This window comes from Enterococcus sp. 12C11_DIV0727, assembly GCF_002148425.2.
Classification (GTDB): Bacteria; Bacillota; Bacilli; order Lactobacillales; family Enterococcaceae; genus Enterococcus_L; species Enterococcus_L lemimoniae.
In genome coordinates this window covers 1,881,504-1,901,723 of record NZ_CP147248.1, presented here as the reverse complement: position 1 = coordinate 1,901,723, position 20,220 = coordinate 1,881,504, and the positions used below count along the sequence as shown (strand labels likewise).

Annotated in this window: 35 protein-coding genes; all 35 read left to right on the top strand. The window is 39.1% G+C overall.

Annotated features, from left to right (window positions below; all coding sequences use genetic code 11):
- Positions 1–40 precede the first annotated feature (40 nt).
- On the top strand, positions 41–1,228 hold the full coding sequence (gene tuf / locus A5866_RS09145) for an elongation factor Tu (RefSeq protein ID WP_086278226.1): 1,188 nt from the start codon (positions 41–43) through the stop codon (positions 1,226–1,228).
- A 447-nt stretch (positions 1,229–1,675) separates the two neighbouring features.
- The gene (gene rpsJ, locus A5866_RS09140; RefSeq protein ID WP_002389727.1) at positions 1,676–1,984 is read left to right on the top strand and encodes a 30S ribosomal protein S10; all 309 of its coding nucleotides are present in this window, start codon (positions 1,676–1,678) and stop codon (positions 1,982–1,984) included.
- Between the two features lie 24 nt (positions 1,985–2,008).
- Positions 2,009–2,638: a 50S ribosomal protein L3 gene (rplC, locus tag A5866_RS09135; RefSeq protein ID WP_010766222.1), complete on the top strand. Its 630-nt coding sequence runs from the start codon at positions 2,009–2,011 to the stop codon at positions 2,636–2,638.
- Positions 2,639–2,663: 25 nt separating this feature from the next.
- Positions 2,664–3,287, top strand: a complete 624-nt coding sequence (gene rplD / locus A5866_RS09130) for a 50S ribosomal protein L4 (protein ID WP_086278228.1) — start codon at positions 2,664–2,666, stop codon at positions 3,285–3,287.
- Positions 3,287–3,577 (top strand): 50S ribosomal protein L23, encoded by a 291-nt coding sequence (gene rplW, locus A5866_RS09125; RefSeq protein WP_010761688.1) that lies wholly within the window; start codon positions 3,287–3,289, stop codon positions 3,575–3,577. The genes rplD and rplW overlap by 1 nt, the downstream gene beginning before the upstream one ends.
- 38 nt (positions 3,578–3,615) lie before the next feature.
- A complete protein-coding gene (gene rplB / locus A5866_RS09120) occupies positions 3,616–4,446 on the top strand; it encodes a 50S ribosomal protein L2 (RefSeq protein ID WP_086278229.1) in 831 nt (276 codons plus the stop codon).
- A gap of 42 nt (positions 4,447–4,488) precedes the next feature.
- Positions 4,489–4,767: a 30S ribosomal protein S19 gene (gene rpsS, locus A5866_RS09115; protein WP_010761686.1), complete on the top strand. Its 279-nt coding sequence runs from the start codon at positions 4,489–4,491 to the stop codon at positions 4,765–4,767.
- A gap of 21 nt (positions 4,768–4,788) precedes the next feature.
- The gene (gene rplV, locus A5866_RS09110) at positions 4,789–5,136 is read left to right on the top strand and encodes a 50S ribosomal protein L22 (RefSeq protein ID WP_010761685.1); all 348 of its coding nucleotides are present in this window, start codon (positions 4,789–4,791) and stop codon (positions 5,134–5,136) included.
- Positions 5,137–5,246: 110 nt separating this feature from the next.
- The gene (gene rpsC, locus A5866_RS09105) at positions 5,247–5,903 is read left to right on the top strand and encodes a 30S ribosomal protein S3 (RefSeq protein WP_010766221.1); all 657 of its coding nucleotides are present in this window, start codon (positions 5,247–5,249) and stop codon (positions 5,901–5,903) included.
- A 2-nt stretch (positions 5,904–5,905) separates the two neighbouring features.
- Positions 5,906–6,340, top strand: a complete 435-nt coding sequence (gene rplP, locus A5866_RS09100) for a 50S ribosomal protein L16 (protein ID WP_002356208.1) — start codon at positions 5,906–5,908, stop codon at positions 6,338–6,340.
- Complete coding sequence (gene rpmC / locus A5866_RS09095; RefSeq protein WP_010766220.1) at positions 6,330–6,518, top strand: 50S ribosomal protein L29; 189 nt, start codon at positions 6,330–6,332, stop codon at positions 6,516–6,518. Before rplP ends, rpmC begins: the two co-directional genes overlap by 11 nt.
- Positions 6,519–6,541: 23 nt before the next feature.
- Complete coding sequence (rpsQ, locus tag A5866_RS09090; RefSeq protein WP_010766219.1) at positions 6,542–6,808, top strand: 30S ribosomal protein S17; 267 nt, start codon at positions 6,542–6,544, stop codon at positions 6,806–6,808.
- A gap of 59 nt (positions 6,809–6,867) precedes the next feature.
- A complete protein-coding gene (gene rplN, locus A5866_RS09085) occupies positions 6,868–7,236 on the top strand; it encodes a 50S ribosomal protein L14 (RefSeq protein WP_010766218.1) in 369 nt (122 codons plus the stop codon).
- 34 nt (positions 7,237–7,270) lie between these two features.
- Positions 7,271–7,579 carry a 50S ribosomal protein L24 gene (rplX, locus tag A5866_RS09080; RefSeq protein ID WP_010761679.1) on the top strand — a complete coding sequence of 103 codons (309 nt, stop codon included), beginning with the start codon at positions 7,271–7,273 and terminating at the stop codon, positions 7,577–7,579.
- A gap of 26 nt (positions 7,580–7,605) precedes the next feature.
- Positions 7,606–8,145 (top strand): 50S ribosomal protein L5, encoded by a 540-nt coding sequence (gene rplE, locus A5866_RS09075; RefSeq protein ID WP_010770625.1) that lies wholly within the window; start codon positions 7,606–7,608, stop codon positions 8,143–8,145.
- Between the two features lie 18 nt (positions 8,146–8,163).
- Complete coding sequence (locus A5866_RS09070; protein ID WP_002356214.1) at positions 8,164–8,349, top strand: type Z 30S ribosomal protein S14; 186 nt, start codon at positions 8,164–8,166, stop codon at positions 8,347–8,349.
- Positions 8,350–8,384: 35 nt separating this feature from the next.
- Positions 8,385–8,783 carry a 30S ribosomal protein S8 gene (gene rpsH / locus A5866_RS09065; RefSeq protein ID WP_010761677.1) on the top strand — a complete coding sequence of 133 codons (399 nt, stop codon included), beginning with the start codon at positions 8,385–8,387 and terminating at the stop codon, positions 8,781–8,783.
- Between the two features lie 31 nt (positions 8,784–8,814).
- The gene (gene rplF, locus A5866_RS09060; protein ID WP_025869795.1) at positions 8,815–9,351 is read left to right on the top strand and encodes a 50S ribosomal protein L6; all 537 of its coding nucleotides are present in this window, start codon (positions 8,815–8,817) and stop codon (positions 9,349–9,351) included.
- Positions 9,352–9,447: 96 nt separating this feature from the next.
- On the top strand, positions 9,448–9,804 hold the full coding sequence (gene rplR / locus A5866_RS09055; protein ID WP_010761675.1) for a 50S ribosomal protein L18: 357 nt from the start codon (positions 9,448–9,450) through the stop codon (positions 9,802–9,804).
- Positions 9,805–9,824: 20 nt separating this feature from the next.
- Entirely contained in the window at positions 9,825–10,325 is a 501-nt protein-coding gene (gene rpsE, locus A5866_RS09050; protein WP_010761674.1) for a 30S ribosomal protein S5, read from the top strand.
- A gap of 13 nt (positions 10,326–10,338) precedes the next feature.
- Positions 10,339–10,518: a 50S ribosomal protein L30 gene (rpmD, locus tag A5866_RS09045; protein ID WP_010766215.1), complete on the top strand. Its 180-nt coding sequence runs from the start codon at positions 10,339–10,341 to the stop codon at positions 10,516–10,518.
- A gap of 36 nt (positions 10,519–10,554) precedes the next feature.
- Positions 10,555–10,998: a 50S ribosomal protein L15 gene (gene rplO, locus A5866_RS09040; protein ID WP_086278231.1), complete on the top strand. Its 444-nt coding sequence runs from the start codon at positions 10,555–10,557 to the stop codon at positions 10,996–10,998.
- Positions 10,998–12,296 (top strand): preprotein translocase subunit SecY, encoded by a 1,299-nt coding sequence (secY, locus tag A5866_RS09035; RefSeq protein ID WP_086443730.1) that lies wholly within the window; start codon positions 10,998–11,000, stop codon positions 12,294–12,296. The genes rplO and secY overlap by 1 nt, the downstream gene beginning before the upstream one ends.
- Before the next feature lie 86 nt (positions 12,297–12,382).
- Complete coding sequence (locus A5866_RS09030; protein ID WP_086443731.1) at positions 12,383–13,033, top strand: adenylate kinase; 651 nt, start codon at positions 12,383–12,385, stop codon at positions 13,031–13,033.
- Between the two features lie 194 nt (positions 13,034–13,227).
- The gene (gene infA, locus A5866_RS09025; RefSeq protein WP_002356224.1) at positions 13,228–13,446 is read left to right on the top strand and encodes a translation initiation factor IF-1; all 219 of its coding nucleotides are present in this window, start codon (positions 13,228–13,230) and stop codon (positions 13,444–13,446) included.
- A gap of 32 nt (positions 13,447–13,478) precedes the next feature.
- Complete coding sequence (gene rpmJ, locus A5866_RS09020) at positions 13,479–13,595, top strand: 50S ribosomal protein L36 (RefSeq protein ID WP_010742772.1); 117 nt, start codon at positions 13,479–13,481, stop codon at positions 13,593–13,595.
- A gap of 18 nt (positions 13,596–13,613) precedes the next feature.
- Positions 13,614–13,979, top strand: a complete 366-nt coding sequence (gene rpsM / locus A5866_RS09015) for a 30S ribosomal protein S13 (RefSeq protein ID WP_010766211.1) — start codon at positions 13,614–13,616, stop codon at positions 13,977–13,979.
- Between the two features lie 27 nt (positions 13,980–14,006).
- The gene (gene rpsK, locus A5866_RS09010; protein WP_010761668.1) at positions 14,007–14,396 is read left to right on the top strand and encodes a 30S ribosomal protein S11; all 390 of its coding nucleotides are present in this window, start codon (positions 14,007–14,009) and stop codon (positions 14,394–14,396) included.
- 80 nt (positions 14,397–14,476) lie between these two features.
- Positions 14,477–15,415, top strand: a complete 939-nt coding sequence (locus A5866_RS09005) for a DNA-directed RNA polymerase subunit alpha (RefSeq protein WP_010761667.1) — start codon at positions 14,477–14,479, stop codon at positions 15,413–15,415.
- A 27-nt stretch (positions 15,416–15,442) separates the two neighbouring features.
- Positions 15,443–15,826, top strand: a complete 384-nt coding sequence (gene rplQ, locus A5866_RS09000) for a 50S ribosomal protein L17 (RefSeq protein WP_010761666.1) — start codon at positions 15,443–15,445, stop codon at positions 15,824–15,826.
- Positions 15,827–16,184: 358 nt separating this feature from the next.
- A complete protein-coding gene (locus A5866_RS08995; protein ID WP_254907246.1) occupies positions 16,185–16,319 on the top strand; it encodes a hypothetical protein in 135 nt (44 codons plus the stop codon).
- Positions 16,316–17,485: an amidohydrolase gene (locus A5866_RS08990; protein ID WP_176332519.1), complete on the top strand. Its 1,170-nt coding sequence runs from the start codon at positions 16,316–16,318 to the stop codon at positions 17,483–17,485. Before A5866_RS08995 ends, A5866_RS08990 begins: the two co-directional genes overlap by 4 nt.
- Before the next feature lie 241 nt (positions 17,486–17,726).
- Entirely contained in the window at positions 17,727–18,566 is an 840-nt protein-coding gene (locus tag A5866_RS08985) for an energy-coupling factor ABC transporter ATP-binding protein (RefSeq protein ID WP_086443732.1), read from the top strand.
- Positions 18,542–19,411 carry an energy-coupling factor ABC transporter ATP-binding protein gene (locus A5866_RS08980; protein ID WP_176332520.1) on the top strand — a complete coding sequence of 290 codons (870 nt, stop codon included), beginning with the start codon at positions 18,542–18,544 and terminating at the stop codon, positions 19,409–19,411. Before A5866_RS08985 ends, A5866_RS08980 begins: the two co-directional genes overlap by 25 nt.
- Positions 19,408–20,205, top strand: coding sequence for an energy-coupling factor transporter transmembrane component T family protein (locus tag A5866_RS08975; protein WP_086278240.1), 798 nt, complete (start codon positions 19,408–19,410; stop codon positions 20,203–20,205). The genes A5866_RS08980 and A5866_RS08975 overlap by 4 nt, the downstream gene beginning before the upstream one ends.
- Positions 20,206–20,220: the final 15 nt, after the last annotated feature.

Here is a 20,220-nt window from a genome sequence, read left to right as displayed (position 1 = left end):
ATAAAAATAAAATTTATATATTTTAGGAGGAACATTTAAAATGGCTAAAGAAAAATTTGACCGTTCTAAACCCCATGTAAACATTGGTACTATTGGACACGTTGACCATGGTAAAACTACATTAACTGCTGCAATCGCAACTGTGTTAGCTAAACACGGTGGCGGTGAAGCTCAAAACTATGCTGATATCGATAACGCTCCAGAAGAAAAAGAACGTGGTATCACAATCAACACTTCTCACATCGAGTATGAAACTGATGCTCGTCACTATGCCCACGTGGATTGCCCAGGACACGCGGATTACGTTAAAAACATGATCACTGGTGCTGCACAAATGGATGGAGCTATCTTAGTAGTATCTGCTGCTGATGGTCCTATGCCTCAAACTCGTGAGCACATCTTGTTATCACGTAACGTTGGTGTACCATACATCGTTGTTTTCTTAAACAAAATGGATATGGTAGATGATGAAGAATTATTAGAATTAGTAGAAATGGAAGTTCGTGATTTATTATCTGAATATGACTTCCCAGGTGACGACACTCCTGTTATCGCTGGTTCTGCTTTGAAAGCATTAGAAGGCGACGCTTCATACGAAGAAAAAATCATGGAATTAATGGCTGCAGTTGATGAGTACATCCCAACTCCAACTCGTGATACTGACAAACCATTCATGATGCCAGTCGAAGACGTATTCTCAATCACTGGACGTGGTACTGTTGCTACAGGCCGTGTTGAACGTGGAGAAGTTCGCGTTGGTGACGAAATCGAAATCGTTGGTATTAAAGAAGATACTGCTAAAACAACAGTTACTGGTGTTGAAATGTTCCGTAAATTGTTAGACTACGCTGAAGCTGGCGATAACATCGGTGCTTTATTACGTGGTGTAGCCCGTGAAGATATCGAACGTGGACAAGTATTGGCAAAACCTGCTTCAATTACTCCACACACAAAATTTAAAGCTGAAGTTTATGTTTTATCAAAAGAAGAAGGCGGACGTCACACTCCATTCTTCACAAACTACCGTCCTCAGTTCTACTTCCGTACAACTGACGTAACTGGTGTAGTTGAATTACCAGAAGGTACTGAAATGGTAATGCCTGGTGATAACGTTGCAATGGACGTTGAATTAATCCACCCAATCGCTATCGAAGACGGAACTCGTTTCTCTATTCGTGAAGGCGGACGTACTGTTGGTTCAGGCGTTGTTTCTGAAATTACTAAATAATTACAGATGAATATAAAGTAACAAAACCGACGTAAAACATCGGCGTACTCGGACGTAAGTCGAAGGGATTTCCCTTCGACTTTTTTTGATCTTAAAATAGATAAAACAAAAAGAGGGGAGACGCTAAAATCTTTTTTCTTCTATATATAATGGATTAAGTTGGTTGATTAAATTATTTGAATATAAGAAAATAATTTTCAAGAAAATGCTTGCAATAAAAAAATGACTTTTTTCTGAAAAAAACCTTGCTATTACTATGTTTCTATAATATAATGACAAAGGTGCTATTTATAGAAGTGTAAAAAGCATTGGTAAATCAAGCTTTTGGTCTACCGGCTAAGAAACGAGAGGTTGCGACACGCCCGGACGCTTTGCCACGAACGAGCGTGACGGAAAAATTTTCGTGGAGCTATGTCTACTTTCAAAATAGGCGAAGGAGGGAACAAGATGGCAAAACAAAAAATTCGTATCCGTTTAAAAGCGTATGAACACCGTATTTTAGATCAATCAGCGGATAAAATTGTGGAAACAGCAAAAAGAACTGGAGCTGACGTATCAGGACCAATTCCATTACCAACAGAACGCTCGCTTTACACAGTTATTCGTGCGACTCATAAATACAAAGATTCACGCGAACAATTCGAAATGCGTACGCACAAACGTCTAATCGACATTGTGAACCCAACACCAAAAACAGTTGATGCTTTAATGAAGCTTGACTTACCATCTGGTGTGAATATTGAAATCAAACTATAAAATCAAGATGATGGAGGTGTACTCATGACCAAAGGAATCTTAGGAAAAAAAGTGGGAATGACACAAATCTTTACTGAGTCTGGTGAATTAATTCCAGTAACAGTAGTTGAAGCTACGCCAAACGTAGTTTTGCAAGTAAAAACTGTTGAGACTGACGGATACGAAGCAATCCAAATCGGTTACCAAGACAAACGTGAAGTATTAGCGAACAAACCTGCGAAAGGTCATGTTGCAAAAGCAAACACGGCTCCTAAGCGCTTCATTAAGGAATTCAAAAATGTTGAGCTAGGAGAATATGAAGTAGGTAAAGAAATTAAGGTAGATGTTTTCCAAGCAGGAGACATTATTGATGTTACAGGAACTTCGAAAGGTAAAGGATTCCAAGGCGTTATCAAACGTCACGGACAAAGCCGCGGACCAATGAGTCACGGATCTCGTTACCACCGTCGTCCTGGGTCAATGGGTCCAGTTGCACCTAACCGTGTATTTAAAAATAAAAAACTTGCCGGCCGTATGGGTGGTAACCGCGTAACAATTCAAAACCTTGAAATTGTTAAAGTGGACGCTGAAAGAAATGTAATCATGATCAAAGGTAACATTCCTGGAGCGAAAAAATCATTAATCACAATCAAATCAGCTGTGAAAGCTAAATAAGCGTAGGGAAAGGAGGAACTAAGGAATGCCGAATGTAGCATTATTTAAACAAGATGGAACTCAAAATGGTGAAATCACTTTAAACGAAGAGATTTTCGGAATCGAACCGAATGAAACAGTTGTCTACGATGCAATCATCATGCAACGTGCTTCATTAAGACAAGGTACACACTCAGTAAAAAACCGCGGAGAAGTTCGTGGCGGCGGCCGTAAACCATGGCGCCAAAAAGGAACTGGTCGTGCTCGTCAAGGGTCAATTCGTTCACCACAATGGCGTGGAGGTGGCGTAGTCTTCGGACCAACACCGCGTTCTTACAGCTACAAACTTCCTAAAAAAGTTCGTCGTTTAGCAATGAAATCTGTATTGTCAGATAAAGTTGCTGAAAACAACTTGGTAGCAGTTGAAGCGTTAGGCTTTGATGCACCAAAAACAAAAGAATTCAAACAAGTTTTAACTAACTTATCTATTGATACGAAAGTATTAGTTGTTTTAGAAACAGGAAATGATTTTGCAGCATTGTCTGCACGTAATCTACCAAACGTTTCTGTAGTAACTTCTGATAACGTAAGTGTTTTAGATATCGTTTCTAATACTAAAGTATTGGCAACACAAACTGCTCTTACTCAAATTGAGGAGGTGCTTGCATAATGAACTTACTAGACGTAATCAAACGCCCAGTGATCACTGAAAAATCCATGCTTGCTATGGACGAAAAGAAATACACTTTCGAAGTGGACACTCGTGCGAACAAAACTTTAGTAAAACAAGCTGTTGTAGCAGCATTTGATGTTAAAGTTAAAAACGTAAACATCATTAACGTGCGCCCTAAATTTAAACGTATGGGTAAACACGCTGGTTACACAAAAAAACGTCGCAAAGCTGTTGTGACATTAACAGATGATTCAAAAGAAATTCAAATTTTCGATGCTGCTGAATAAGCAGTCCATGTTAACTATTAAATGGGAGGGAAAAAGACGTGGCGATTAAAAAGTATAAACCTACCACAAATGGCCGTCGTAATATGACAGCATCTGATTTTGCTGAAATCACGACATCAACACCTGAAAAATCGTTGTTGGCGCCATTAAAAAATCATGCCGGTCGTAACAACAATGGTCGTATTACAGTTCGTCATCAAGGTGGCGGTCACAAACGTCAATACCGTATGATCGACTTCAAACGTAATAAAGATAACGTTGTAGCGGTTGTCAAAACTATCGAGTATGATCCAAACCGTTCTGCTAACATCGCGTTAGTACATTACGAAGATGGAATCAAAGCATATATTCTAGCACCAAAAGGATTGGAAGTAGGCATGCGCCTTGTTTCCGGTACTGAAGCAGATATTAAAGTAGGGAACGCATTACCATTGGAAAATATTCCAGTAGGTACTGTTGTTCATAACATTGAAATGAAACCTGGTAAAGGCGGTCAATTGATCCGTTCTGCTGGAACAAGTGCACAAGTACTTGGTAAAGAAGGCAAATACGTATTAATCCGTTTGAACTCTGGTGAAGTTCGTATGATTTTAGCAACTTGCCGTGCAACTATCGGTGCTGTTGGTAACGAACAACACGAATTAATCAACATTGGTAAAGCTGGCCGCTCTCGTTGGATGCGTAAACGCCCAACAGTTCGTGGTAGCGTAATGAACCCGAACGATCACCCACACGGTGGTGGTGAAGGGAAACAACCGATTGGACGTAAAGCTCCAGTATCACCTTGGGGTCAACCAGCTATCGGCTTGAAAACTCGTAACAAAAAAGCTAAATCAGACAAACTTATTGTTCGTCGTCGTACTAAATAATTTTTTTGACCATGTGTCGTACATTTTGAGAGGAGGTTCACCATGGGTCGTAGTTTGAAAAAAGGACCTTTCGCTGATGAGCATTTAATGAAAAAAGTAGAAGCTCAACAAGGTGCCGAAAAGAAGAAAGTAATTAAAACTTGGTCTCGCCGTTCTACAATTTTTCCAACATTCGTTGGATTTACAATTGCCGTATATGATGGACGTAAACACGTTCCTGTATACATCCAAGAAGACATGGTAGGACATAAATTAGGTGAATTTGCACCAACTAGAACTTATCGTGGCCACGGAGCCGACGATAAGAAAACTAGACGTTAATTTTGAGGGGAGGAAATGCAAATGTCAGAACAAATTACATCAGCTAAGGCAACTGCAAAAACAGTTCGCACTTCACCTCGTAAAGCCCGTTTAGTAATCGATCTTATCAGAGGTAAAAGCGTTGCGGATGCAATTTCTATCTTGAAATTCATGCCAAACAAATCTGCTGGAATCATTGAAAAAGTTTTAATGTCAGCAGTTGCTAACGCAGAAAATAACTTTGACTTAGACGTTGAAAACTTAGTAGTATCTGAAGCATTTGTCAACGAAGGACCAACAATGAAACGCTTCCGTCCACGTGCAAAAGGTTCAGCATCACCAATTAACAAACGTACAAGTCATCTTACAGTAGTCGTATCAGAAAAATAATCTGTTTTTAAACAGACGTCACTTAATAAGAGGAGGATCATTATCTTTGATACTGAGTATTAAAAGATAGTGACGACCGAACCTTAAAAGATTAAGAGGAGGGACAATCAGTGGGTCAAAAAGTACATCCAATTGGAATGCGTGTAGGCATCATCCGCGACTGGGATGCAAAATGGTATGCTGAAAAAGAGTATGCTGAGTTCTTACACGAAGATTTAAGAATCCGTAAATTTATCGCGACAAAACTTGCTGATGCCGCTGTGTCTACAATTGAGATCGAGCGCGCTGCAAATCGTGTGAACATTTCAATCCACACAGCTAAACCAGGTATGGTTATCGGTAAAGGCGGATCTGAAGTCGAAAACCTAAGAAAATCATTAAATTCACTAACTGGTAAAAGAGTTCATATCAACATCATTGAAATCAAAAAACCAGATTTAGATGCAAAATTAGTAGGCGAAGGAATTGCACGTCAATTAGAAAACCGTGTTGCTTTCCGTCGTGCTCAAAAACAAGCGATCCAACGCACTATGCGTTCAGGCGCTAAAGGTATCAAAACACAAGTATCAGGTCGTTTAAACGGTGCTGATATCGCTCGTTCAGAAGGTTACTCTGAAGGTACAGTTCCACTTCACACTTTGCGTGCTGATATTGATTACGCATGGGAAGAAGCAGACACAACTTACGGAAAATTAGGAGTTAAAGTGTGGATTTACCGTGGAGAAATTCTTCCAACAAAAAAAAACACTGAGAAAGGAGGGAAATAATCATGTTAGTACCTAAACGTGTAAAACACCGTCGTGAATTTAGAGGTAAAATGCGTGGTGAAGCCAAAGGCGGAAAAGAAGTAGCATTTGGTGAATGGGGTTTACAAGCAACTGAATCTCACTGGATTACTAACCGTCAAATCGAAGCTGCCCGTATTGCTATGACTCGTTATATGAAACGTGGCGGGAAAGTATGGATTAAAATTTTCCCTCACAAATCATACACAAGTAAAGCAATTGGTGTTCGTATGGGTAAAGGTAAAGGGGCTCCTGAAGGCTGGGTTTCACCAGTTAAACGTGGCAAGATCATGTTTGAAATCGCAGGCGTACCTGAAGAAGTAGCTCGTGAAGCACTTCGCCTTGCATCCCACAAATTACCGGTGAAAACCAAAATTGTAAAACGTGAGGAAATGGGTGGTGAATCGAATGAAGGTTAAAGAAATCAGAGAATTAACCACTGCCGAAATGCTTGAAAAAGAAAAGCAATTCAAAGAAGAACTATTTAATCTTAGATTCCAACTAGCAACAGGTCAATTAGAAAACACTGCACGTATTAAAGAAGTACGTCAATCGATTGCACGCATCAAAACAGTATTGCGTGAACAAGCTAACTAATAGTGGAAGGAGGCCAAACGCGTATGACTGAAGAAAGAAATCAACGCAAAGTTTACCAAGGTCGTGTTGTTTCAGATAAGATGGATAAAACTATCACTGTTGTCGTAGAAACAAAGAAAAACCATCCTATTTACGGTAAACGTATGAAATATTCTAAGAAATACAAAGCTCATGATGAAAACAACACTGCAAAAGTTGGAGACATCGTAAGAATCATGGAAACTCGTCCATTATCAGCTACAAAACGTTTCCGTTTACTAGAGGTAGTCGAAGAAGCAGTTGTCATCTAATAAAAACGAGATTTTCCTATATAGATTGAAACATAAAATCTGAAAGGGGGATACACATCGTGATCCAACAAGAAAGCCGATTAAAAGTCGCAGATAACTCAGGTGCTCGTGAAATCTTAACGATTAAAGTACTAGGTGGTTCTGGACGTAAAACTGCTAACATTGGTGACGTGATTGTTGCTACGGTTAAACAAGCAACGCCAGGTGGGGTTGTCAAAAAAGGTGAAGTCGTAAAAGCCGTTATCGTTCGTACTAAATCAGGAGCTCGTCGTACAGACGGTTCATACATTAAATTTGATGAAAATGCTGCTGTAATTATTCGTGATGATAAGAGCCCGCGTGGAACTCGTATCTTCGGTCCTGTTGCACGTGAATTACGTGAAAACAACTTCATGAAGATCGTTTCTCTAGCACCAGAAGTATTATAATCAGGACACGTATCAAAGGAGGTGCGAAACAGTAATGTTTGTTAAAAAAGGCGATAAAGTGAAAATTATCACTGGCAAAGACAAGAATAAAGAGGGCGTTGTATTAGCAGCGTTTCCTAAAAAAGACAAAGTCATCGTTGAAGGTGTTAACATCATGAAAAAACACCAAAAACCAAATCAAGCAGCGCCGCAAGGCGGAATCCTAGAAGTCGAAGCGCCGATTCATGTTTCTAATGTAATGGTGATTGACGGAACAGGTGTAGCTGGTCGTGTAGGTTACAAAGAAGTCGATGGTAAAAAAGTCCGTGTTTCTAAAAAAACCGGTGAAGTCTTAGATAAATAGATTAAAAGGAAGGAGGGGCTTACTAAATGAACCGCCTGAAAGAAAAATATATTAAAGAAATTACTCCAGCATTAGTGGAAAAATTTAATTATAGTTCAGTTATGCAAACACCAAAAGTTGATAAGATCGTTATTAACATGGGTGTGGGCGACGCTGTTTCAAACGCAAAAAATTTAGATAAAGCAGTTGAAGAATTAGCATTGATCACAGGTCAAAAACCATTGATCACGAAAGCTAAGAAATCAATCGCTGGTTTCCGTTTACGTGAAGGCATGCCAATCGGTGCGAAAGTTACTTTACGCGGAGAAAGAATGTACGAATTTTTAGATAAATTAGTATCTGTTTCTCTACCTCGTGTACGTGATTTCCACGGAGTAAGCAAAAAAGCTTTTGACGGACGTGGTAACTATACTTTAGGTGTTAAAGAACAATTAATCTTCCCAGAAGTTGATTATGATTTAGTAGATAAAGTACGCGGTATGGACATCGTTATTGTAACTACAGCAAACACAGATGAAGAATCTCGTGAATTGTTGACACAATTAGGTATGCCATTCCAAAAATAATAAAAGGAGGCGAACTACGTGGCTAAAAAATCAATGATTGCTAAAAACAAACGCCCTGCCAAACATTCAACACAAGCGTATACTCGTTGTGAACGTTGCGGACGTCCACATTCAGTTTATCGTAAATTTCATCTTTGCCGTATTTGCTTCCGCGAACTTGCCTATAAAGGTCAAATTCCCGGCGTGAAGAAAGCTAGCTGGTAAACAAGTAAACTCGCATAAAGGAGGTAAATAGTTCAATGGTCATGACAGATCCAATTGCAGATTTTCTAACGCGCATTCGTAATGCAAACATGGTTAAACATGAAAGCTTAGAAGTGCCTGCGTCAAAAATCAAACGTGATATCGCTGAAATCTTGAAACGTGAAGGTTTTGTACGCGATGTAGAATATATCGAAGATGACAAACAAGGCGTGATTCGTGTTTTCCTTAAATACGGTAAAAACGAAGAACGTGTTATCACAAACTTAAAACGTATCTCTAAACCAGGTTTACGTGCTTATGTCAAATCTGACGAAGTACCTAAAGTATTGAATGGTCTAGGAATCGCGATTATCTCTACTTCTGAAGGTGTTGTAACTGATAAAGAAGCAAGAGCTAAAAACATCGGCGGCGAAGTAATCGCCTACGTATGGTAATTTAAAAAAACACACAAGGAGGTGTCTCTAAGTGAGCCGTATTGGTAATAAAATCGTTGTACTTCCTGCTGGCGTTGAAGTCAAACAAGAAGGAAACAACATTACTGTAAAAGGACCTAAAGGTGAATTAACACGTGAATTTTCTGCTGATATCACAATGAATATCGAAGGAAATGAAGTAACATTCACTCGTCCAAATGATAGCAAAGACATGAAAACAATCCACGGAACAACTCGTGCGAACTTCAACAACATGGTTGTTGGTGTAAGTACAGGCTTTGAAAAAGGTCTTGAACTTATCGGGGTTGGGTACCGTGCTCAAATGCAAGGGACTACATTAGTTCTTAACGTTGGGTATTCTCATCCAGTAGAAATTACACCACCAGCTGGTGTAACTGTAGAAGTACCTTCGAATACACAAGTAGTTGTAAAAGGTGCTAACAAAGAACATGTTGGTGAATTAGCAGCGAATATTCGTGGTACTCGTCCTCCAGAACCTTATAAAGGCAAAGGAATCCGTTATGTTGGCGAATTCGTACGTCGTAAAGAAGGTAAAACTGGTAAATAATAGCAGCTTGAGAGTTATTTTTCAACTTCGTTTGAAAAATAACGATCCGTTGTCTATCGCAGCTTAATAGCTAGCAAATATAAAGAGGTGACAATTGTGATTACAAAACCAGATAAAAACAAAACACGCCAAAAGAGACATCGTCGTGTACGTAACAAAATCTCTGGTACTGCTGAGTGCCCACGCTTGAACGTATTCCGTTCTAACAAAAACATCTACGCGCAAATCATTGATGACGTAGCGGGTGTAACGCTAGCAAGTGCCTCTGCCTTAGATAAAGAAATTTCAGGTGGAAACAAAACAGAAACAGCCGCAGCTGTTGGTAAATTAATCGCTGAACGTGCCGCTGAAAAAGGCGTTAAAGTAGTAGTCTTTGACCGTGGTGGATACCTTTACCATGGCCGCGTGCAAGCTTTAGCTGAAGCAGCGCGTGAAAATGGACTAGAATTTTAGGAGAAGGAGGAACACCATTCATGGTTTATATTGATCCAAAACACTTGGAATTAGAAGACCGCGTGGTTTCTATCAACCGTGTAACAAAAGTTGTTAAAGGTGGACGTCGTCTACGCTTTGCAGCATTAGTTGTTGTGGGAGATAAAAACGGTCACGTTGGCTTTGGGACTGGTAAAGCACAAGAAGTGCCAGAAGCAATCCGTAAAGCGATCGAAGACGCGAAGAAAAACTTAGTTGAAGTGCCTATGGTTGGTTCTAGTATCCCTCACGAAGTGATTGGGGTATTCGGTGGTGGCCGTATCCTTATGAAACCTGCAGTAGAAGGTTCTGGGGTAGCCGCTGGTGGACCAGTTCGTGCCGTATTGGAATTAGCTGGTGTAGCAGATATTACATCAAAATCATTAGGTTCAAATACACCAATCAACGTTGTTCGCGCAACTGTTGAAGGGTTAAAACAATTAAAACGTGCCGAAGAAGTGGCAGCACTTCGTGGTAAATCTGTAGAAGAAATTTTAGGATAAGGAGGACATAAGAATGGCTGAATTAAAAGTTACATTAAAACGCAGCATCATCGGACGTCCTCAAAACCAAAAAGATACAGTTAAAGCATTAGGTTTAGGAAAAGTAAACAGCTCTGTTGTCAAACCTGATAATGTTGCCATTAAAGGTATGATCAACACTGTGTCACATTTAGTGGACGTTGAAGAAGTTTAATTTACAATAGTACATTGTTAAGGAGGTGCCAAACCAATGAAACTTCATGAATTGAAACCTGCTGAAGGTTCACGCCAAGTACGTAACCGTGTTGGACGTGGTACTTCATCTGGTAATGGTAAAACTGCCGGCCGTGGACAAAAAGGGCAAAAAGCTCGTTCAGGCGGTGGTGTTAGACTAGGATTTGAAGGGGGTCAAACTCCATTATTCCGTCGTTTACCAAAACGCGGCTTCACGAACATCAACCGTAAAGATTATGCAGTCATCAACTTAGATGTCTTAAATCGTTTCGAAGATGGAACTGAAGTTACACCTGCAGGCTTGATCGAAGCTGGAATCGTGAAAAACGAAAAAGCTGGAATCAAAGTTCTTGCTAACGGTGAATTAACAACTAAAAAATTAACTGTGAAAGCAGCTAAATTCTCTAAAGCAGCAGAAGATGCAATTGTTGCAGCTGGTGGAACAATCGAGGTGATCTAATGTTTAAACTATTAAAAGATGCTTTTAAAGTCAAAGACATTAGATCAAAAATTTTGTTTACTGTATTCATTCTTTTTGTATTTCGTTTAGGTGCGCACATAACTGTACCTGGCGTAAATGCAAAAGGTTTGCAAGACTTAAGCAATTTACCATTTTTAAATATGTTGAATATGGTCAGCGGTAGTGCTATGCAAAACTTCTCTATCTTTTCGATGGGGGTTTCACCATACATTACAGCATCGATCATCATCCAATTATTACAAATGGATATCGTTCCAAAATTTGTAGAATGGTCGAAGCAAGGTGAAGTAGGACGTAAGAAATTGAATCAAGCAACAAGATATCTAACGATTTTCTTGGGTATTGCTCAATCTATTGGGATTACTGCTGGATTTCAAAGTTTAAGTAGTGCTGGGATCGTAAAAAATCCTAACACGAGCACGTTTGTGATGATCGCTGTGATTTTAACTGGTGGAACAATGTTTGTTACATGGTTGGGAGAACAAATTACTGAAAAAGGAATCGGAAATGGAGTTTCAATGATTATCTTCGCGGGGATCATTTCTCGTTTACCAGAAGGAATCAAAGAGATCGTTGATGATTACTTTATCAATATTGAATCTTCTAGAATTTGGCAATCTGTGATTTTTATTGTGATTTTGATTATTGCAATTTTAGCTGTTGTTACATTAGTAACATTTTTCCAGCAAGCAGAACGAAAAATTCCGATCCAATATACAAAACGCGTTTCTGGTGCACCAACAAGTAGTTATTTACCGTTAAAAGTAAATGCTGCTGGTGTTATCCCAGTTATCTTTGCTAGTTCATTGATCGCAACGCCGAATGCTGTTTTACAAGCCTTCTCTAAAAGCTATGCTGGTGAAGGTTGGTACGATGTAATGACACAAATTTTTAGTTACAATACCGTTCCAGGTGCGATTATTTATACTGTACTGATCGTTGCTTTTACATTCTTCTATGCATTTGTTCAAGTTAACCCTGAGAAATTAGCGGAAAACTTACAAAAACAAGGAAGCTATATTCCAAGCGTACGACCAGGTAAAGGGACAGAAGAATATATTTCTGGAATGTTAATGAGACTAAGTGTTGTCGGTTCTATATTCCTAGGACTAGTTGCCTTACTACCGATCATTGCACAAATGATCTGGAAGCTACCGCAATCTATCGGTCTCGGAGGAACAAGCTTACTGATTGTAATTGGTGTTGCTTTAGAAACAGCGAAACAATTAGAAGGTTTAATGTTGAAACGTCAATATGTTGGCTTTATCAATAAGTAAGAATAGTGTGTTGAGGATTATCCTCAGCACTGTTCTCTCATTGGGCTAGCTTCAAAAGCCAGTCTTTAAAATTAGGAGGAAATGAAATGAACCTCATTTTAATGGGATTGCCTGGAGCAGGCAAAGGAACTCAAGCAGAACAGATCGTGGATACTTATGGTATTCCTCATATTTCTACAGGAGATATGTTCCGTGCTGCAATGAAAAACGAAACTGCTCTTGGCTTAGAAGCGAAATCTTATATCGATAAAGGTGCTTTGGTTCCGGACGATGTAACAAATGGAATTGTCAAAGAACGTTTGGCAGAACCTGATACTGATAAGGGTTTTTTATTAGATGGTTTTCCTCGGACTTTGGATCAAGCAGAAGCATTAGATAAAATGTTAACAGAATTAAATAAAAAAATTGATGCTGTCATCGACATCCATGTTGAAGAAGAAATTTTGGTTGAACGCTTAGCTGGTCGGTTTATCTGCCGCTCATGTGGTGCAACTTATCACAAAATCTTCAATCCTCCTACCGTAGAAGGAACATGTGATCGTTGCGGCGGACATGAATTTTATCAAAGAGAAGATGACAAGCCTGAAACGGTCAAAAACCGTCTGGCAGTCAACATCAAAAGCAGTGCACCAATTTTAGACTTTTATAAAGCTAAAAGCGTATTGCATACAATAGATGGGAATCGCGAGATCGATACTGTTTTTTCTGAAGTGAAAGAAATCATTGAAAAAAAATAGTTTTCTGATTGGCCGCAAGCTTACCATTTGTGTTTGATTCAGATTCTCTTGCCAAATAGAATAGTTTATGATAGAATATATCAGTCCGACTTCTACCTTTTTGTAGAGGTTTAATTGAAAATTCTAGGTGGGGGCTGAAGTTTCCGCCATTTTATCGTGTGAAAATGCGAAACAAGTACAAGGAGGTACTGTGCGTGGCTAAAGAAGATATGATTGAAGTCGAAGGTACAGTCGTCGAAACTTTGCCGAATGCAATGTTTAAAGTTGAACTAGAAAATGGACACCAAGTTCTTGCTACTGTTTCCGGTAAGATCCGTATGCACTACATTCGAATTTTACCTGGAGATAAAGTAACTGTAGAGTTATCTCCATATGATTTAACTCGTGGTCGAATCACTTATCGCTTTAAATAATTGTACTCCGTAAAATTCAGGGAGGTATTATCATGAAAGTAAGACCATCAGTAAAACCAATGTGTGAGCATTGTAAAGTAATTCGCCGTAATGGACGTGTTATGGTCATTTGCCCAGCAAATCCAAAACATAAACAACGTCAAGGATAATAGGAGGTGTAACGTAGAATGGCTCGTATTGCAGGAGTAGACATCCCTCGTGATAAACGTGTAGTAATTTCCCTTACTTATATTTTTGGTATTGGTAACACTACTGCTAAAAAAGTTTTAGCAAACGTTGGCGTATCTGAAGATATTCGTGTTCGTGACTTAACAAACGAACAAACAGATGCTATCCGTGCGGAAATCGATAAGTTAAAAATTGAAGGTGATCTTCGTCGTGAAGTGAACTTGAACATCAAACGTTTGATGGAAATCGGTTCATACCGTGGTATCCGTCACCGTCGTGGATTACCAACTCGTGGACAAAACACGAAAAATAATGCACGTACTCGTAAAGGCCCAGCTCGTACTGTAGCAGGCAAGAAAAAATAATTCCTAAGTGAAGGAGGTTAGATCTTCATGGCAGCAAAAAAAGTTAGTCGTAAACGCCGTGTGAAAAAGAATATAGAAACTGGGATTGCACATATCCATTCTACATTCAATAATACAATTGTAATGATCACTGACAGTCATGGTAATGCTTTAGCATGGTCATCTGCAGGTTCATTAGGTTTCAAAGGAAGCAAAAAATCAACACCGTTTGCAGCTCAAATGGCCGCAGAAGCTGCAACTAAAGCAGCACAAGAACATGGACTTAAAACTGTTGATGTAACAGTTAAAGGACCTGGTTCTGGACGTGAAGCAGCGATTCGTTCATTGCAAGCAACAGGTTTAGAAGTGACTGCAATTCGTGACGTGACTCCAGTTCCTCATAATGGATGCCGCCCTCCAAAACGCCGTCGTGTTTAATGAGTGCCACTCATTCTGAGTTTGAATTAAGAACGTCATTGAACAAGACACTTTTCGTTTTGAAAGGGGTATAGATAAGAATGATTGAATTTGAAAAACCAAGAATCGAAAAAATTGATGAGAATAGAGATTATGGCAAGTTCGTCGTTGAACCACTGGAAAGAGGTTACGGGACTACTTTAGGCAATTCTCTACGTCGTATTTTATTATCTTCTCTACCAGGAGCTGCTATTACCAATATTCAAATCGATGGTGTGTTGCATGAATTCTCTACCATTAAAGGTGTAAGAGAAGACGTAACTCAAATTATTTTGAATATCAAAGGCTTAGCATTAAAGCTTTATGCAGAAGAAGAAAAAACCCTTGAGATCGATATTACAGGACCTGCTACAGTAACTGCTGGCGATATCATCGTCGACAGCGATGTTGAGATCTTGAATAAAGATTTAATTATCTGTAGTGTCTCTGAAGGAGCTACTTTCCATGCTCGCTTAACAGTGAAACCTGGTCGTGGCTATGTTCAAGCAGACGAAAACAAAAAGGAAGATATGCCAATTGGTGTTCTCCCTGTTGATTCCATCTATACACCAGTTCGCCGTGTGAACTACCAAGTAGAGAACACTCGTGTTGGTCGTCGTGATGATTTTGACAAATTAACAATGGAAATATGGACTGATGGTTCAATCATTCCTCAAGAAGCCCTTAGCTTAGCAGCTAAGATTATGACGGAGCATTTAGACATCTTTGTTAACCTTACTGATGAAGCGAAAAACGCTGAAATCATGGTTGAAAAAGAAGAAACACAAAAAGAAAAAATGCTAGAAATGACCATCGAAGAACTAGACTTGTCTGTTCGTTCATATAACTGTTTAAAACGTGCAGGTATTAACACTGTACAAGAACTTACAAATAAATCTGAACCAGAAATGATCAAAGTACGTAATTTAGGTCGTAAATCTCTTGAAGAGGTTAAACTAAAACTACATGATTTAGGTTTAGGCTTACGTAAAGACGATTAATACTTTTTACGAAGGAGGAAAACCAACGTGGGTTATCGTAAATTAGGACGCACATCAAGCCAACGTAAGGCAATGTTGCGTGACTTAACTACTGATTTAATTATCAATGAACGTATCGTTACAACTGAAGCTCGTGCGAAAGAAATTCGTTCGACTACAGAAAAAATGATTACTTTAGGCAAACGTGGAGATCTTCATGCTCGTCGTCAAGCAGCTACTTTTGTACGTAATGAAGTTGCTAGCGTTCGTGAAGAAGACGAAAAAATCGTTGTTGAATCAGCTTTACAAAAGTTATTCAATGACCTTGCACCTCGTTATGCTGAACGCCAAGGTGGTTACACTCGTATCTTGAAGACAGAACCAAGACGCGGAGATGCAGCACCAATGGTAATTATCGAATTTGTTAAATAATCAAACTATACCGTCACTTTATAGATGATTCTTTTAGAGTGTTATGATGTTGGAGGCGACTCCTAGTCTAGCTCAACGCTTTCCCTGTCAAACTTGGTTTGACAGGGGAGCACTCATCATATTTTAAAGTGTATTTTTTTGTCTTACAACATATTTTGTTGTAAGTTTTTTTGTATTTAAAAAGATTTAATAGCGATTTTTTTATTCTTTACATAAATTTGAGCAAAAATAGGTAAAGAAGGAACCTTTTAGCGACTACTCTATTTTGTTATCTTATTGAATCTTAGTGTAATCTTTAGCATACTTTGATTAGTCGGAATTTTCTGATAAATAAAAAGGTGTATAAAGGGGTAGTATTATGGCACAAATGACTGCCTTTACGTTTTTGATGGCTATTTTACATATTGGAGATGTAGTATCTAGTAAGACCAACGCATGGATCTCATCTGTCTTTGTTTGTGCGGTATTATTTGTTAATGAGGGAGTAAAATGAAAGAATTAAAAACGTTGGTTCAAAAGTATAAAGCTGAAATAATTGATTTTAGAAGAGATTTACATCAACATCCCGAATTACAATTTGAAGAATTCAGAACAACAGAGAAAGTTGCTGAAGTCTTAGATCAGTTGGAAATTCCGTATCGAAAAACAGAACCGACAGGAATCATAGCTGAGTTGGTTGGGGCAAATCCAGGTAAGACAGTTGCATTACGTGCGTATATGGATGCCTTACCTGTGCAAGAATTGACAGAGGATATTCCTTATAAATCATTGGAAGACGGGAAAATACATGCCTGTGGACACGATGCGCATACAGCGATGTTGTTGACGGCAGCTAAAGCGTTGAAAGAAGTACAAGCACAACTTAAAGGAACTGTTCGTTTTATTTTTCAACCGTCAGAAGAAAATGCACAAGGAGCCAAAGCAATGGTTGCTCAAGATGCTGTCGATGGAGTAGATGATGTTTTTGGCATTCATGTTTGGTCGCAAATGCTTTCTGGAACAGCCTCTTGTGTCGTTGGATCATCATTTGCATCTGCAGATATTTTTTCGATTGATTTTAAAGGCCGTGGCGGTCATGGTGCAATGCCTGATGCTTGTGTAGATGCAGCTGTGATGGTTTCAGCATTTGTCATGAATGTTCAAAGTGTCGTTTCAAGAGAAACGAATCCATTAGATCCAGTGGTAGTGACAGTTGGTAAAATGGATGTGGGAACTCGTTTTAATGTTATTGCTGAAAATGCGCGATTAGAAGGGACTGTCCGCTGCTTTAGCCTTGAGACACGTGATCGTGTAGAAAAAGCGCTAAAACGTTATGCAGAGCAAACTGCGCTGATGTATGGCGGTACTGCAACGCTAGAGTATAATTATGGAACGGTTCCGGTGGTCAATGATGAAGAAGATGCTTTGTTTGCCCAAGAGCTCATTAAAGAAAACTTTGGAGAGGCAGCACTTATTCAGAAATCGCCAACAACTGGTGGAGAAGATTTTAGCTATTTTACGGAGCATACATCTGGTTGCTTTGCTTTAGTAGGATGTGGAAATCCGGAAAAAGATACACAATGGGCGCACCATCATGGTCGTTTCAATGTGGATGAAGATGCAATGGAAATTGGTGTAGAATTATATGGACAATATGCGTTTGAATATTTGAATAAATAGAAGTGTCGAACTATAAAAAGATGCAAAGAAACGAGTAATTCGTTTTCTTGCATCTTTTTTATCTTCATTTGAGTGATAATGGAATTATATCAAAAAAACTTCCTGTCTTGACAGATAAGAATTCACATATTAGGTTATATTTTGTTATAATAGAGATTAGTGTAAAGATAAGAAGAGATGATTGAAAAAACACTGATTTTTTGTTAGTGTTAGGAAGACTAAATAATTGAGGGAGTACACGATGCAACCGATAATTGAATTAAAAAATATCGATTTTAACTATCAACCTGAAGATGCTTCTCCCGCTTTGAAAGATGTATCTTTTTCCATCCAACAAGGTGAGTGGATTGCAATTATTGGACACAATGGTTCAGGTAAATCGACGTTAGCAAAAACAATCAATGGATTATTATTACCAGCTTCTGGCACGATTGCCGTCGGCGGTAAAGAATTAAATGAAACCAATGTTTGGGATATCCGTAAAATGGTCGGGATGGTCTTTCAAAATCCCGATAACCAGTTTGTGGGTTCGACTGTGGAAGATGATGTTGCATTTGGCTTAGAAAATCAAGGCATTTCTCGTGAAGAAATGCTTGTAAGAGTCAAAGACGCTTTAGAGAAAGTACGCATGGATTCATTTGCCACACGTGAACCAGCTCGCCTATCAGGGGGGCAAAAACAACGTGTCGCAATTGCTGGTGTCGTTGCTTTACGCCCTGATATCATCATTCTAGATGAAGCGACTAGTATGCTTGATCCAGAAGGACGGGAAGAAGTGATTACGACAATCAAAAAAATCAAAGAAGAAAGTAATCTGACTGTCATCTCGATTACTCATGATATTGATGAAGCGGCTAATGCCAATCGAATCTTAGTAATGAAACAAGGAGAGCTAGTTGCTGAAGGCACACCTGAGAAGATTTTCTCAGCAGGGACTGAATTGATTCAAATGGGTTTAGACCTACCCTTTCCTGAGCGATTAAAGATTGCTTTAAAACAACGAGGAATTGATGTGCCAACGGAATATTTGACTGAAGAAAGGATGGTGGATTGGTTATGGACATCCGTTTTGAACAAGTAGATTTTACGTACCAACCAAATACGCCATTCGAGCAGCGGGCATTATTCGATTTAAATTTGACGATAGAAAATGGTTCATACACTGCGATTGTAGGGCATACTGGTAGTGGAAAATCAACGTTGTTACAACACTTGAATGCTTTGGTGAAACCAACAAAAGGAACTGTTACGATTGGGGATCGGACAATTGTTCCAGAAACAAATAATAAAAATTTGAAACCCATTCGTAAAAAAGTTGGGATCGTTTTTCAATTTCCCGAAGCTCAATTATTTGAAGAGACAGTTGCGAAAGATATTGCTTTTGGACCCAAAAATTTTGGTGTATCAGAAGCAGATGCAATTAGATTAGCGGCAGAAATGCTTGATTTAGTTGGTCTGGATGCTAGTTACTTAGAACGTTCTCCTTTTGAGTTATCAGGCGGTCAAATGCGACGAGTTGCTATTGCTGGTGTTTTAGCGATGGAACCGGAAGTTCTAGTACTAGATGAACCTACAGCAGGTCTTGATCCGCAGGGGCGTAAAGAAATGATGGCAATGTTTCAGCGTCTACATGAAGAGCGTGGGATGACGATTATTTTGGTGACTCATTTAATGGACGATGTCGCTAATTATGCAGATCATGTGATTGTATTAGAAAAAGGCAAGATGGTTAAGTCGGGCACGCCACAAGACGTTTTTCAAGATATCGATTGGCTGAAAGAAAAGCAGTTAGGTGTCCCTACAGCGGCATCATTTGCTGAAAAATTGATGGCTAAAGGTGTTTCTTTTGAGCAACTACCTTTGACAGCAGACGCATTGGCCGATGTTTTGATAAAGGAATTGCAAAAGGCAGGTGAGGATCAATGATGAATAAGTTGATTTTTGGACGCTATATTCCAGGTGAATCGTTTATCCACACTATGGATCCTCGTGCAAAGTTACTTGCTAGTTTCTATTTTATTGGAATCATATTTTTAGCGAATAATTGGCAAACATATAGTGTTTTAGCAATTTTTACGTTATTTGCGATTTTTCTATCAAAGGTGAATATTCGTTTCTTTATTCGTGGAATCAAACCGTTGATTTGGCTAATTTTATTTACGGTTGCTTTGCAGATGCTGTTTACTCAAGGTGGAACTGTTTACTTTAGCTGGGGGATATTCTCGATCACTGAGTTTGGCGTGATCAATGGACTCTTTATTTTCTGTCGTTTTGTGTTGATTATTTTCATGTCAACGTTACTGACACTAACAACACCACCGCTTGATTTGTCGGATGCTATTGAGTATTTATTACGCCCGCTAAAAGTCGTTCGTTTTCCTGTTCATGAAGTATCGCTTATGCTATCGATCGCATTACGTTTTGTCCCAACTTTGATGGATGAAACAGAGAAAATAATGAATGCGCAGCGGGCTCGTGGCGTTGACTTTGGTGAAGGCAATTTAGTACAGAAAATGAAGGCTGTAGTTCCTTTACTGATTCCATTATTTGTCAGTAGTTTTAACCGAGCAGAAGATTTAGCAACTGCGATGGAAGCCAGAGGGTATCAAGGTGGCGATGGTCGGACGAAGTATCGGGTCTTGCATTGGCATGTCACAGATACTGTAGTAATGTTAGCATTTGTAGTTTTGACTGTACTATTGATCTTTTTAAGAAGTTAGAAGTAAAGGTGGAAA

Bases quoted from the DNA above. Each gene is read 5' to 3' on its own strand.
- tuf (WP_086278226.1), top strand. From the start codon at position 41: ATGGCTAAAGAAAAATTTGACCGTTCTAAACCCCATGTAAACATTGGT.
- rpsJ (WP_002389727.1), top strand. From the start codon at position 1,676: ATGGCAAAACAAAAAATTCGTATCCGTTTAAAAGCGTATGAACACCGT.
- rplC (WP_010766222.1), top strand. From the start codon at position 2,009: ATGACCAAAGGAATCTTAGGAAAAAAAGTGGGAATGACACAAATCTTT.
- rplD (WP_086278228.1), top strand. From the start codon at position 2,664: ATGCCGAATGTAGCATTATTTAAACAAGATGGAACTCAAAATGGTGAA.
- rplW (WP_010761688.1), top strand. From the start codon at position 3,287: ATGAACTTACTAGACGTAATCAAACGCCCAGTGATCACTGAAAAATCC.
- rpsS (WP_010761686.1), top strand. From the start codon at position 4,489: ATGGGTCGTAGTTTGAAAAAAGGACCTTTCGCTGATGAGCATTTAATG.
- rplV (WP_010761685.1), top strand. From the start codon at position 4,789: ATGTCAGAACAAATTACATCAGCTAAGGCAACTGCAAAAACAGTTCGC.
- rplP (WP_002356208.1), top strand. From the start codon at position 5,906: ATGTTAGTACCTAAACGTGTAAAACACCGTCGTGAATTTAGAGGTAAA.
- rpmC (WP_010766220.1), top strand. From the start codon at position 6,330: ATGAAGGTTAAAGAAATCAGAGAATTAACCACTGCCGAAATGCTTGAA.
- rpsQ (WP_010766219.1), top strand. From the start codon at position 6,542: ATGACTGAAGAAAGAAATCAACGCAAAGTTTACCAAGGTCGTGTTGTT.
- rplX (WP_010761679.1), top strand. From the start codon at position 7,271: ATGTTTGTTAAAAAAGGCGATAAAGTGAAAATTATCACTGGCAAAGAC.
- rplE (WP_010770625.1), top strand. From the start codon at position 7,606: ATGAACCGCCTGAAAGAAAAATATATTAAAGAAATTACTCCAGCATTA.
- rpsH (WP_010761677.1), top strand. From the start codon at position 8,385: ATGGTCATGACAGATCCAATTGCAGATTTTCTAACGCGCATTCGTAAT.
- rpsE (WP_010761674.1), top strand. From the start codon at position 9,825: ATGGTTTATATTGATCCAAAACACTTGGAATTAGAAGACCGCGTGGTT.
- rpmD (WP_010766215.1), top strand. From the start codon at position 10,339: ATGGCTGAATTAAAAGTTACATTAAAACGCAGCATCATCGGACGTCCT.
- rplO (WP_086278231.1), top strand. From the start codon at position 10,555: ATGAAACTTCATGAATTGAAACCTGCTGAAGGTTCACGCCAAGTACGT.
- secY (WP_086443730.1), top strand. From the start codon at position 10,998: ATGTTTAAACTATTAAAAGATGCTTTTAAAGTCAAAGACATTAGATCA.
- A5866_RS09030 (WP_086443731.1), top strand. From the start codon at position 12,383: ATGAACCTCATTTTAATGGGATTGCCTGGAGCAGGCAAAGGAACTCAA.
- rpmJ (WP_010742772.1), top strand. From the start codon at position 13,479: ATGAAAGTAAGACCATCAGTAAAACCAATGTGTGAGCATTGTAAAGTA.
- rpsM (WP_010766211.1), top strand. From the start codon at position 13,614: ATGGCTCGTATTGCAGGAGTAGACATCCCTCGTGATAAACGTGTAGTA.
- rpsK (WP_010761668.1), top strand. From the start codon at position 14,007: ATGGCAGCAAAAAAAGTTAGTCGTAAACGCCGTGTGAAAAAGAATATA.
- A5866_RS09005 (WP_010761667.1), top strand. From the start codon at position 14,477: ATGATTGAATTTGAAAAACCAAGAATCGAAAAAATTGATGAGAATAGA.
- A5866_RS08995 (WP_254907246.1), top strand. From the start codon at position 16,185: ATGGCACAAATGACTGCCTTTACGTTTTTGATGGCTATTTTACATATT.
- A5866_RS08990 (WP_176332519.1), top strand. From the start codon at position 16,316: ATGAAAGAATTAAAAACGTTGGTTCAAAAGTATAAAGCTGAAATAATT.
- A5866_RS08985 (WP_086443732.1), top strand. From the start codon at position 17,727: ATGCAACCGATAATTGAATTAAAAAATATCGATTTTAACTATCAACCT.
- A5866_RS08980 (WP_176332520.1), top strand. From the start codon at position 18,542: ATGGACATCCGTTTTGAACAAGTAGATTTTACGTACCAACCAAATACG.
- A5866_RS08975 (WP_086278240.1), top strand. From the start codon at position 19,408: ATGATGAATAAGTTGATTTTTGGACGCTATATTCCAGGTGAATCGTTT.